Genomic DNA, 12551 nt, shown 5'->3' with positions numbered 1-12551 from the left:
TCCTTTCCTATTTATCGTGCCCTTCGTCCTGCCCGGATAATGCAGAGGATTTTGATGCAGCGGAACATTTCTTTTGCCACCAATGCCAGGCCGTCAGACCTGCTTCAGCCCAGTTCAACGCTTCTTCGATGTGAGGACCGTATTTATTGGCTGTCTGTTTCACCCTTGCAGTTGCCGTCCGTGTCACGGCAGATGACAGTTCATTGACCGCGCCCGCAGTGCGGGTGAATGATTCCCCAAGCAAGGACGCTGAATGAAGGAAGCCCTTCATTTGCTTTCCTGTCCCGGCCACAGCCTGTTCTGCCTCCGTCAGCACCCGGCGAAGCTCCCCTAAAAGTCCAGCCGTTTGCTGCTGAAGCAGCTTGGTTTGGTGTGCAATTCCTTTTACATCCCGGACGATTGAGCGCATGGAGAAGATCATCGCTATAACTAAAACGATAAAGGCTGCTGTAGCAATACTGGCGCAGATAATGAGTATCATAGCGGTGTCCCCCTATTGGCTTTCTAGACGAATGCCCAATTCGTACTGACAGTATAGTCAGCATGGGCTTGTTTTGACACTGCCTGATTTGCAATTTTTAAATTTATCTTTCTCGGTTGGTGCTGAAGCCAAGCATGGTACGCAGCGGTATCAGGCTTCTTGTATTGAATAGTGACATAACGATCAATAAAAATTGAAATAGGCAGTAAGTAGAATACGCAGATGCTCATCATGAGCATAGCGCCTATCGTAAATTGCCTGACAAATGAGTAATAAAAATAGTTTCTAGCTAAATCAGGATTATAATGAACGGCTGTGGCAATAAGTGAACCTGAATTTCGAAAGTACGGTCCTTGAAAACATGAAAAATGCTCCGAATCTTTGGTAGAATGGTGTTTGTCCAGAACACATCACCCAAAGAGAGGAGCACCTTGTAGGTGAAGTTTACCACACCCATCAGCAAAATCAAGACAGAATTTTCTCTGGAGAATGCAAGCAGCTTCGGAGGTATCAAAATCTTTCTGGAATACCTTGAGAAAATCAAATTCTCTACAGCATTAAACCACATCTCTTGTGGCAAAGGACGTAATTCTCTCTTTCAAGTTTCTCGTATTTTGCTTTATCTCGTCGTAGGCTGGATGCTTGGTTGCGAGCGTCTTTTTCATTTTCGCAAACTGCAGCACGACTCGCTTCTGAAGCGATTTATTGGCGGGCGTTGCCCGCACCATACCTTGCTGTACAAAGAACTGGTTCGTCTGCGTTCATCTGCGATCCGAACTCCGAACGCTTAATCAGACCGTTATTGGGCCCTGCATGCCGTCAGCTCTCATTCTGGATCTGGACTCGACGGTGGAAACCGTATATGGCGATCAAGCTGGCGCAGCGATAGGCACAAACCCGCAAAAGCTATCACCCCCTGCTAGCATTTGAAGGGCCGTCTCGCTTGTGCCTGAATGCTGTGCTCCGACCGGGGAACACGCACTCCTCTACGGATGCCGCTTCATTTTTAGACGAGTTCGAACTCCTTGGCGGACGTTCCGTGACGTGCGCCCGATTCGACAAGGGCTTCGGCGGTGAGGCGTTCTGCAGCCTGTGGGAGGGCAAGAAAATCGGCTACGTCGGCAAGCTCAAATGGACGCAATGCCTTGCGAAGCAGGTTGAAGCCTGCCGGTACTGGAAACGATTTGTCGATGAAGACTGGATGATCGAAGGGATTAGGCTCATCTATCAAGCAACATCCTGGAAAAAGCCCCGCCGAGTGGCGATCATTCGCAAAGCGCAGGTCATCGATGGCAGACAGACCCACTTCGTATTCGATAGCGACTGGCAATACGAAGCCATCGTAACCAATCTGGAATGGGAGCCGATGGACCTGTGGCGGCTCTACAATCAGCGCTGCTGCATGGAAAACTACATCAAGGAAGGCAAAAACGGGGTTTCGATTGACCGGATTGCGACCAGCAATTTTGAGGGAATGAAATCGATCTACTCATCAAGCTGCTGACGTACAATCTGTTCGAGCGGTTCAAACGTGACTGCTGCAAACCCGTTCATCATGGCTACACGATTGCCCGGTTCCGACTGGAGTTCTTTCACTGCGCCGCCACACTGATTCGGCATAGTCGCAAGGTGATTCTTAAATTGGCAAAAGATTTTGCAAATCGGTATATCTGGCAGCGAATCGAAGGCAGGATCGTCATGCTGGAATGACTTCTTCAACAATTTTACATGGAAATCGTGAAGCCTCTTCTATGGCGAGGGGAAGAACCATCCGCATTTTTCGGATGGGGTCTAATCCGTTGGGAAATCCCCTTCTTTTTACAGCCTTAGGGCCGCTGCTTTAATGGTTTGCCCTTGTTATCATGGACTTTCGAAATTCAGGTTTATTTATTTTTTTTCACTCTTATACTTATTAGAATCTGAATAATCCACAAAAATATACTTAATGCAGCTATTATTAAGGTAAAAAAAAGATTTCTTTTTAATTCAAAAAAAAGGATTAAGAGGATAAAACATAAAGAAGAGGGAATTATACTATAAAGTAAAAAAGAAATTAAAGCTATCTCACTAGTCTTATGACGGTACTTAATACTAACAAAACGATCTATAAAAATTGATATAGGTACCAGATAAAAAATATATATAGACAAAATAATAAGAGTACCTACCGTAAATTGTCGAATAAATGAATAGTAAAAGTAACTTTTAGCTAATTCAGAATTATAATTCAAAGCTGTGGCAACAAGTGAAATAAGGACAGCAGCAGTTACGCACGCTAAAATTTTTCTAAACATGAATATCCCACCTAAAAAATTGATACCCCCTATCTCTATTAGATAGGGGGGCAATCGTTATTTGTGTTAGCTAGAAACGCTAAAACTTTTTGCTAACGAACTTGGTGCAGCTAGGTATTCAAAACCTTCATTTGTATGTGTAAATAAAGTAATGTTTGTAACGTTATTAATTCTAAGATATAACTCATGTGAAGGAGCTCTGTCATGTACACCAGTAAAACTATAAGAACCGTTCTTATAAGTTTTAGCTCGCAGTTGATAATCAATAGTAGCAGTAGATACTGCATATGGATTTCCTGATTTATGGTATACGGTTACATCAACTAAACTTGCTGTTTTACTGTTCACAATTCGATTTATATTAGAACCCGAATCAGTCTTAGTACCTACTAAATTATAATTCTCATCATAAGCATTGGTAGGGTTTACATTTTTGTAGAAAGCTTCACTTGAAGTAGAGTCATTATAAAAAATACTATCTCCAACTGTTTTAGTTCGATAACTTTCAGATGTCGAACTAAAACCTCTATTATCGCCTGAGAAGTATTTAATATCAGTACCCCAAGTAACATAATTGAACCAAGGGTCTTCTACAAAAGCATTGGCTATAAAGGTTTTATATGTCCATTTAAAGGAACGTTCAATAGTCGAACTAGCTAATTGTGGTATTACTAGGGAAGCGTCTACCACTTTGATTATACTATAAGGCTTAACGGAAATAGAATTCAATTCTTCTTCACTTAAACTTTTTCCTTTATTAATAAAAAATTGTTTAATTTCTTTTTTCTCAATATCTGACACAGGTAATGAAAATTGGATTTCATATACAATATAAGGATCAGTCATTCTAGACGTATCTATAAAATTATTCTCCTTAATAGTATCTAACAATTCGTTATTTTTATATATCTGGTATTCCGTCACACCTTCTATTTCAGTCCATTCCAAGCTTACACTGTTCTTAGAGAACACAGCATTTAAACTAAGATCTACATCATTTATGTCATCACTAGTTATTGAGTAAAAGTTATTTTTTTTTGTCTGTGCCGAAATATAATAAACGGATTCAAGCACATTTCCTACGTCGAATGTACTAACTCTATATTTATAGAGACTGTCAGCGGTCAAGTTATCAATTGTTACTTTATAATCTGTCCCAGAGTAAATAATTTTCTCCAAATCATCATTTAAATCCTCAATTGTAAATTCGGAATCAAAATTTATAAAAGAAAGTACTACAGAATTTTGCGTAGTATTTACTGTAATTAAACTTTCCGATTCATCTTTACTGGCAAATATAGTTATGGAATTGTTATATGAGAATAATAAAACAAAAACAATAAAAATCTTCACGTAACGAATTCGAAGCATTTCATTTCCACATCCTTATTGATATTTTAATAAAATTAATAATAACTAGCGCTGCAATAGTATCTTTTAAACTTTATTACTTTCTTGTTAATCTGCATTCCAACATAAAATAATCATTTGAAATTGATACAAAAGGTAGATTTTACTATATTATTTTCATTTGATAAAAGTTCCTTAAAAATCTATAATTTTCAGTATAATTAACTTTTCTTGATATGTTGTTTTAAAGCCTTTTAGGCCTTATCACATCGCATAAAAAGTAATCTGGTTGCAACCGATTTTAAATGGCTCTCAACAAGAAGAAAATGAATTTTTAATCTGTGAATTATTGAGAAGCAAGACTTAAAGAGCGTATGCTTTTTTTTGAACAATTATTTCGATCCCACTGATGATGAGATTAATGCCATATACCGAAGTTGCTTGATATTCAAGACCTTTTCAAGTGGATAAAGCAATACTTGAAAATCAAGCATTTCTATGGTATAAACGAACAATTGTTACAGTTTTACGCGCTGCAAGGCTCTTATGGCTACTTTGTAGGGGAGATGTGTCATGCAACACCAAGAAGGTCTAAAAAATAACAATAAAACGAAAGACGTCAATCATGGTAATGAAAATAACTCGACAAATTGTGAAGAATAAATCTCAAATGAACAATTCTACCTTTTTAAGGTGTCTTACTTTTTGGCTCAATCTAGAAATTAGCGGTTGAGCTTTTCAACTCGGTAAACGTAGTCGATTACATTCAATTAAAATGTCAGCTTTGTAGCACTCCGATTACGAGTAAAATAGTGCCGGCGTTGATAAGCTTTGATGCGATTGTGCCGCCCTTCCACGGTTGCGTTGATTCCACGACAACGATGGTAATTCACGATCTCATCCTGCCAATGCGCATGGTTTTCAAGGTTCTTCTCACGGCATCATGGTCGATGTTTTCGCCTTGCTCCAACCAGCTTATAAAACCCTGATGGGAAACGCAAATATTCGGTGAACAGCCATACCATTACGAAAAGGCTTCTTTCCATTCCCATACGCTGCGTAACAGCGGAGAGAAGGCAAGCAGAATGTTCAACTGCGCCTTGCTCTTTTCGGACAAGCTGCCCACGGGTAGATTCAACAGGCAATGGTGACTTTTCAAGATCGCTTTAGCTCTGAAGGACAGAACCTGCTGCACCAACTTGCGAATCTCCTGGACACTTTGGATGACATAGACGTGAATATGGAAGCTATCCGCAATGCGAATGGCATTCGCTGATCCACGTATGATACATCTGAGCCAAGTCCATCACAACTGCTTTGGGATTCAGCATCAGAAAGTCGGGATACTGGCGGACATAGGTACGTAGGTCTTCGAGCTTGCGGCCTGCCAGAAGATCCAACATCGTTTAGCGCAAAAATTGTGTATGCCAGTAGTGTAGGTGTGGCCTTTTTTTCGTAAAGTCGTCGATTCCTAGTACCGAGCCTGATGTGGTCCTTGGCATCACGCCAAGCCTGCTCCATCAAGCGTTCGCTTTCGATTGGAAGGGCGTCTTGATGCATCCGCTGTACCGTACTGGCAGGCGCTTCTTGTATGTGTGCGCTATGAGCAGACATGGAGCCAAGGGCTTGTTCGACCGTCCCGGCGTGGGAGGCTCGGCTGTACCGCTGCTTGGGGTCCGGAAAGTCTAGTCCAAAAGTTGCTTATTCGGTAGTACGAGCAAGCCATGAGAATGGATGAAACATGCAAATAGCTCTTTCTCCCAAAGACACTCAGATGCCGAATTTTACTTGGTTTGTTCCGACTATCATGCTTCACATCCGTTCCGAATCGCAAGTGGGACAAGGTTGCTTGCAAGCTACAGGTGATTCCCCCAGATGAACTTCCTGGGTATTCATGGAGAAAATCTTATGAAGTTGTAGCTCTGGTAATCGAGCATTTCGTTGATATACTGGAATGACATCTGTTATTTCCTTTTTCTTGTTGTTTAGTAGGACTTACAACAATAAAGTATTTGCAGATGTTATCCTCGTTCTACGCTCATTTGATTTCGTCAACCACTAATTTCGGTTTTGAGCCACCTTTTTCATTACATTCCGAAAATTCAATTTTCGGAAACAAAATTATTTTATACAACGCTAGTTACTATATAGTATATAATATATGGAATTTTTTTAAAACGAAAATACTTTGCGGTAAACCACAACTAATATTGCGTTTTTTTGAAGTTTACATATTTCCAGGATAAGTCTTCAAACTTGATTCACCCTAAACCATGGAAATTTGAAATGTAATCGAAGAACGTTTACAACAGCATTAAAAATGCAAACGATGCAGCTCTTTAAAAACGGGAATCCCGAGCAGCGATTGTGGAGAAGTATAAACTCACAGCCTCCGCTTTGGAGCGCTGGATTAAGCAAGCTCAAGAGACAGGTTCTTTCAAGGAGAAAGACAACCGTTCAACGGAAGAAAATAAGCTTATCGCTCTACGAAAAGAAGTGCAGCGGTTAGAAATGGAGGTGGATATTTTAAAGCAAGCCGCGCTGATCATGGGACGAAAGTAGCTATCCTCCAGAACAACCGTGATCAAATACTCGGTATCCGCAATGTGCGACGTCCTGCAAATCGCAAGAAGTACGTTCTACTACGAAGCGAAAGCACCAACCGAGGAAGATGACGTCACCGGGCTATAGTAGACATCTTTCAAAAGAATCGAAAAGCTTACGGGACTCGAAAGCTCAAAGTAAAACTCCTGGAACGCGGAATGGTGGTTTCCAGACGTCGAATCGGTCGGGTCATGAAGGAACAAGGACTCGTATTGACGTACAGCATCGCGCAATATAAGCCGCAGAAAGCCGCGTTCAATGAAGAACTCACCGCCAATACCCTGAATCGTGAATTTGACCAGACCGAGGCCAAGCGATTTGTCGTCAGTGACCTGACTTAGGTGAAAGTCCAGAATCGATGGCACTACATCTGCGTTCTGGTCGACTTGTTCAACCGTGAGATCATTGGTCACAATGCAGGTCCCCATAAGGACGCAGCTTTGATTTCTCCCGCATTTGCAACGGTCACGGGAGATTTGCGTCACATTCAGTGGTTTCATACCGACCGCGGCAATGAGTTTTAAAAATCAGAAAATGGATGAGCTTCTGCAAACATTGAAATTGGTCGATCCCTGAGTGTAAAAGGCTGTCCGTACGACAACGCCGTGGCTGAAGCTACCTATAAAATCATGAAAACGGAGTTCGTGAACCAGATGAGCTTCCAGAGCCTTTGCCATCTGGAACTGGAATTATACGACTACATTAACTGGTTTAACAAGCACCGCATTCATGGGACATTTAGGCTATTTGACGCCTGTTCAGTATCGCCATGCAGCCCTTAAAAAAGTTGTTTGATTTACTGTTGACAATCCACCGGTTGTTGTTTAAGAAACCGATTCTCGACTTTCAATTTTCTGACTTCCGACTTACTCAGGATCTCTACCGTAGCTACACTGTTTGCCGACAGGTGTTCCAGTCGGTGACCATTCCGATACCACACTATCCAGCTTTTCAATGAGGTCTCATTTCATATGTTGAGCTGCTTCAGGACTTCTTTCACCAAAATACCTTCAAACCTCACCTCAATGGATTTCATTTTCACTTCCACTGGGCTGCTGACTCTTTGTTGCGAACGTAAAAACACCTCCAAAGTTGTCCTTCACATCTTACAATATGAAGGCATTCACTTGAAGGTGTTTTGATTTGTCTCACATGGGTCAATTCCGTTCCTTCGCATCATGGCTATCATCGTATCAAATTATACAAGTTCCTGGGCTAAATAGTCCCTGACCGCTTCAGCAAAGCGGCTTAGTGTATCCGGCAGTGAGGTAGAGAGTGGGTGCAACTCGCCGCGGGCCCACGTGAAATAGTCCTGCACCAAAGGCTTGCGCAGCTTGACCAGTTCCTTCAACGTCCCATACAGTTCGTCAGGGAAGACCGATTCGCCATGAATAATAGCAATGATGTCCTCATAGCTGCTCGCATCCCTCATAATAAAGCCGTCAATCAGGCAGCTTCCGACATCCGTTACCGTCTCAATCGCCAGATGGAGCGCCCGCTCCTGGGCAAGACCTTGGAGGAGGGTTCCCTCCCATTGCTGTGCCACCCCCTCAAAGGCGGCTACAAGCTCGGGAATAACATCCAGACGCTGCTCAATTTGCTCGCTGTTAACGAAGTACATGGGTATGTACCTGCTTTCTACTTATTCTTTTTGCTGCCCTTGCGTTTCAGCCAGAATCCCATTATAAAGCAGCTTATAATGATGACCAGCAGATAGGTCAGCATCTCATAAACATCTTTCATCCATCATCCCTCAATTGGCCGTCACTAGCTAATAAAATCAACGCTGACAGCAGCTTCTCGAACTTGCGACATATGCTCGCTTACTTTCTTGTGTACCGGATGAACCTGATACGCCTGCAGATCGTCCATTGATTCATGCTTTGTAATTAATGCAATATCATAAGAACGCTCGGAATGAAGCACATCCAGCCCCACTTCGATCGACTTAAGCTGTTCGATCTGACCTTCCATTGCACGCAGTACAGCGGCTGTACGCTCCACGCTCTCCGGACTTCTATCCTTCAATTTGAACAATACAATATGTGTAACCATAAATCCATCTCTCCCCGGCCTGAAAATCGGAATATGAATGGCAAAAGCCCCTTTGTCCCATAATAACCGAAACGGAACTTTTCTGAAAGGGGCCCTGTAAACGATGCGCTACCCCGTAACAATAATTGCCGTCCTATTCAGTCTGGCGCTTTGTTTGTATAGCTATAGCGGCTATGACCCGCATAACATGTTTTTTTTCATGCTCAGCATACCTGCATGGTTTGCCGAGATTTGGTACGATATCCATGAGGTCGGAGCTATAACGCTATATGTTCTGACGGTTATCAGTTGGGCGATTATCGGTTTTATTGCCGATACTCTGATTGCCAAAGGGCGTGCGAGCAGAACAAACCCCTGACAAACGCAAAATGCCGTCATATTTCAAGCGTAAACGGCTTTGCCATCCTCTGATGGCTACAAGCTTCGTTTCGCGGAGAAATATAAGCCATTTATAAATGTAACACTTATAAATTCTTATATTTTGAAAAAGGAGCCTCACGGCTCCCTTTACGCATAGACTCCTATTGAACAACAATAACAGCTTTCATTTCCAAGTGGCCTTCGCCGCAAGGGATGCTGCAATGAATCGGGTAAGTGCCCGGCTCATTGAATTCCACTTCAGCAGAAGGGTTGTCCTTGGTCAGTGTCACGTTCATGCTCTCGATTGCAACACCATGAATCCCGTTCGTATTTTGAAGCAGCAACTTCACTTTGGAACCCTTCTCAATCTTGTACTCCGCTTGATCAAATTCATAGTTAGAAGCTTTTAACTTCAGCAATGTAACCCCTTCCGCCAATCCTGCCGACTCGTCCACAGGCTTTTCCGGAAGACCGAATGTCATCAGAAACAACCCCAAGACGGAAGCGGCTGCGAAAAAAACGAACATAATCCATTTTTGCATAGTCGCTTGCTCCCCCTACAACTTAATGTCTACCCCTTATATTACCTAAGATTGTCTGTTTTTCTCAAGCTTAAACTCCTTGCCTAACAAAACTTTTTTTTCTTTATGACAAAATCATGAACATTTTCACACTAATTTTTGGTTTCTTTGTCTCGGAGCACTTCAATAAAATCCTTAATACGCTTCGGAATCGGCAGCCCGATTTTGCCGCTATGCTCAACAATAGACAGGATTTCATTCGCCAGATAAAAGTAAATGGCGGCGCCCATCGTCATATTCTCCGATTCCAGCAGAACATCGATACGGTGGGCCAGCAAAATAACAAGCAGCGTCAGCCCCTTTCGACCCAGCACCCAAAATAAGGACTTGCTGCATAGTCCTTGTCCATCTTTAAGGCAGGCGGCGATACCTGCAACGTAATCAACTCCCATGGCAACCAGCAGCAAGGTCAACGCTTCGGGCCAATTGCCAAAGGAAAATGTTAAAATCGCGCCAATAAAGGCGCATAACGAACTTAATGCGAACGGATGCATGAAGCATCTCCCCCTCTACAGCTACTCTTATGATCTTTCTATTTCTACTATATGCAGAAAAAAAGATTTGGTATGGAGTTTCGTTCCTATCCTGGATAGGGTAATAAAATAAGCGGCTTATGTCTTTAAATGTAAAGGAACCTCCAAGACTGGCCTGGAGGCTCTTTTAGCAAATAGGGGACTATGAGGATACATTACAGAAATACAGTACGAGAAATGATAACCAGAAGGATGAAAAGAACAAGAATTGCCGCAGTCGAAGTACCCCAGCCCAAACCGCCTACTCCTGACATAGTTGATCTCTCCTTTCGGTGTTTACATGACCAGCATATGAGCAACTCAGCATCTTTGAACCGGACAATAACCTAGCCTGATATAGATTGCCTGGAGCCCCAAAATTATTACAAAAAAAACGCACAAGAAGCGACAGTTTCCTACATCATGCTTCTGCTACTATGGATGTATTCAAGCTGTGGAAATTGTCAACGATACAGATATTTGATTAACAGGAGGGAAAACAATGGACCATATCGTTCATAAAAGCTTTACGGATGAGGAGATACATTTTGAGAATCTTCATTTTATCGGTTGCACCTTTATTCGCTGCCGTATTTTCGTAACGTCGCTGAAATTTGACTATGACCGGTGCAGCTTCACCGATTGCATCTTTCATATTGATCCTGAGGTTCCCTATTCTCACCTGCTGCGGCCGCTGCTTCCTTATACCTCAACCGGCATTGCTTAAACACATGGCTGCATGTCAGACAAGGCCTGCGTGTAAAAAGGGAAACGGAACCCTGTCCTTATGGACGGGGTTCTTTTGCTGTGTCATATAGGCTTGTATTTTCAGCATAACCTTCATCTTTTTCGTCGGATCATGTTGAACGCGCTTGATTGTTCCCGCTTAATCTTGTTACATGTGGAACGTTCGCTGGGCCGCCTGCCATCTAAAGAGGCTCAAACAGCGTTGATTTGTTCCTTAAGGGAATTATTCTTTACTAGGCTCCACCTTTCCTTTACGCTCAAAACTCGGTAAAATGAGATAGAGTGTCGGACTAGATATGAAACTGATCGTTATCCCAATCGAGAAAGGAATTTTTGAATATGATTATTCAACCGAAAACACGGGGCTTTATTTGTACAACCGCACATCCGGACGGCTGCGCGAGTCAGGTGCAGCGCCAAATCAACTATGTGAAGGAGCAGCCGGCGATTCAAGGCCCGCGCAATGTTCTTGTCGTAGGCGCATCTACAGGCTATGGACTGGCCTCCCGTATCGTTGCAGCCTTCGGAGCAAGCGCGAACACAGTCGGCGTCTATTTTGACAAGGAGGCGGAAGGCTCCCGGACAGCGTCGGCCGGCTGGTATAATTCCGCTGCATTCGAGGCGGCGGCACAAGACAGCGAAAGCAAATCCTATAGCATTGTTGGCGACGCCTTCTCCGATGAGATCAAAGCCAAGACAATCGATCTGATCCGCGCGGAGCTCGGCTCTGTTGATTTGATTGTCTACAGCGTAGCGTCCCCGCGCCGTGTTCACCCCAAGACAGGCGAAGTATTCTCTTCCGTGATCAAGCCTCTGGGCGGAACGTACAGGAACAAGACTGTGAACTTCCATTCCGGTGAAGTAACCGAAGCGGTAATCGAACCGGCTACTGAGGACGAAGTTCGTCAGACAATTGCCGTCATGGGCGGAGAAGACTGGCAGCTGTGGATTGACGCGCTAAGCGAAGCCGGCGTGCTGGCTGATGGTGCAACCACTGTCGCTTACTCCTATATCGGACCTGAAATAACACATGCAGTCTACCGCGAGGGAACGATCGGCAAAGCAAAGAACGATCTGGAAGCAACAGCACTTCGGCTGAATGAACAGCTTGGCGCTAACGGCGGCCGTGCATTCGTATCGGTTAACAAAGCGCTCGTTACCCAGTCCAGCTCAGCAATTCCGGTTGTACCTTTGTACATATCTGCGCTGTATAAAGTCATGAAGGAAAAAGGGCTGCATGAAGGTTGCATCGAACAGATGTACCGCCTGTTCTCTGAACGACTGTACGGCGAGGGCGCAACCCCGGTCGATAACAAAGGGCTGATCCGGGTCGACGATTGGGAGATGCGCGAAGACGTCCAGGCTGAGGTTGAGAAGCTGTGGACGGACCTGGCGACTGAAAATGTTTACGAGCTGTCCGATCTGGAAGGCTACCGCCGCGAATTCTTCCAATTGTTCGGCTTTGAAACCGACGGCATCGACTATGAAGCAGATGCCAACCCGGATGTAGCGATCCCGAACCTGCGCTAAAAAAGTCCAACCAACAATAAAGCCGGAAGCTGGCTGT

Annotated in this window: 11 protein-coding genes and 3 pseudogenes; 5 read left to right on the top strand and 9 right to left on the bottom strand. The window is 43.6% G+C overall.

The window, feature by feature from the left end; genetic code table 11:
* Positions 1–7: 7 nt before the first annotated feature.
* Positions 8–481, bottom strand: coding sequence for a DUF948 domain-containing protein (locus tag JFN88_RS00525; RefSeq protein ID WP_199017339.1), 474 nt, complete (start codon positions 479–481; stop codon positions 8–10).
* A gap of 437 nt (positions 482–918) precedes the next feature.
* On the opposite strand from JFN88_RS00525, the pseudogene JFN88_RS00520 reads away from it, so the two are divergent.
* Positions 919–2191: pseudogene (locus tag JFN88_RS00520) on the top strand (IS1380 family transposase).
* Between the two features lie 173 nt (positions 2192–2364).
* Here the strand turns inward: JFN88_RS00520 and JFN88_RS00515 are convergent.
* The 3 genes and pseudogenes from JFN88_RS00515 to JFN88_RS25540 form a co-directional block, all read right to left on the bottom strand.
* A complete protein-coding gene (locus JFN88_RS00515; protein ID WP_199017338.1) occupies positions 2365–2775 on the bottom strand; it encodes a hypothetical protein in 411 nt (136 codons plus the stop codon).
* 66 nt (positions 2776–2841) lie between these two features.
* Entirely contained in the window at positions 2842–4146 is a 1305-nt protein-coding gene (locus JFN88_RS00510; protein WP_199017337.1) for a hypothetical protein, read from the bottom strand.
* Positions 4147–4863: 717 nt separating this feature from the next.
* Positions 4864–6086: pseudogene (locus JFN88_RS25540) on the bottom strand (transposase).
* Between the two features lie 359 nt (positions 6087–6445).
* On the opposite strand from JFN88_RS25540, the pseudogene JFN88_RS00500 reads away from it, so the two are divergent.
* Positions 6446–7524: pseudogene (locus tag JFN88_RS00500) on the top strand (IS3 family transposase).
* 403 nt (positions 7525–7927) lie between these two features.
* Here the strand turns inward: JFN88_RS00500 and JFN88_RS00495 are convergent.
* Positions 7928–8350 carry a DUF86 domain-containing protein gene (locus JFN88_RS00495; RefSeq protein ID WP_199017336.1) on the bottom strand — a complete coding sequence of 141 codons (423 nt, stop codon included), beginning with the start codon at positions 8348–8350 and terminating at the stop codon, positions 7928–7930.
* A 146-nt stretch (positions 8351–8496) separates the two neighbouring features.
* Positions 8497–8784: a Dabb family protein gene (locus tag JFN88_RS00490; protein WP_199017335.1), complete on the bottom strand. Its 288-nt coding sequence runs from the start codon at positions 8782–8784 to the stop codon at positions 8497–8499.
* Between the two features lie 103 nt (positions 8785–8887).
* On the opposite strand from JFN88_RS00490, the gene JFN88_RS00485 reads away from it, so the two are divergent.
* The gene (locus JFN88_RS00485) at positions 8888–9142 is read left to right on the top strand and encodes a hypothetical protein (RefSeq protein ID WP_199017334.1); all 255 of its coding nucleotides are present in this window, start codon (positions 8888–8890) and stop codon (positions 9140–9142) included.
* Between the two features lie 163 nt (positions 9143–9305).
* Here JFN88_RS00485 and JFN88_RS00480 read toward each other — a convergent pair whose 3' ends face one another.
* The 3 genes from JFN88_RS00480 to JFN88_RS00470 all read right to left on the bottom strand — a co-directional run bounded on the left by JFN88_RS00480 (position 9306) and on the right by JFN88_RS00470 (position 10512).
* A complete protein-coding gene (locus tag JFN88_RS00480; protein WP_199017333.1) occupies positions 9306–9686 on the bottom strand; it encodes a cupredoxin domain-containing protein in 381 nt (126 codons plus the stop codon).
* A gap of 131 nt (positions 9687–9817) precedes the next feature.
* A complete protein-coding gene (locus JFN88_RS00475) occupies positions 9818–10219 on the bottom strand; it encodes a phage holin family protein (protein WP_199017332.1) in 402 nt (133 codons plus the stop codon).
* Between the two features lie 194 nt (positions 10220–10413).
* Positions 10414–10512, bottom strand: coding sequence for a YjcZ family sporulation protein (locus tag JFN88_RS00470; RefSeq protein WP_199017331.1), 99 nt, complete (start codon positions 10510–10512; stop codon positions 10414–10416).
* Positions 10513–10739: 227 nt separating this feature from the next.
* Between JFN88_RS00470 and JFN88_RS00465 the strand changes: the two genes are divergently transcribed.
* Positions 10740–10964 (top strand): hypothetical protein, encoded by a 225-nt coding sequence (locus tag JFN88_RS00465; protein ID WP_199017330.1) that lies wholly within the window; start codon positions 10740–10742, stop codon positions 10962–10964.
* Between the two features lie 359 nt (positions 10965–11323).
* The gene (gene fabV, locus JFN88_RS00460) at positions 11324–12514 is read left to right on the top strand and encodes an enoyl-ACP reductase FabV (RefSeq protein ID WP_199017329.1); all 1191 of its coding nucleotides are present in this window, start codon (positions 11324–11326) and stop codon (positions 12512–12514) included.
* Positions 12515–12551 lie beyond the last annotated feature (37 nt).

This window comes from Paenibacillus roseus (genome assembly GCF_016424485.1).
In the GTDB taxonomy this organism is placed as follows: Bacteria; Bacillota; Bacilli; order Paenibacillales; family Paenibacillaceae; genus Paenibacillus_D; species Paenibacillus_D roseus.
The sequence above is the reverse complement of the archived record's forward strand: the minus strand, read 5'-3'. Positions and strand labels throughout refer to the sequence as shown.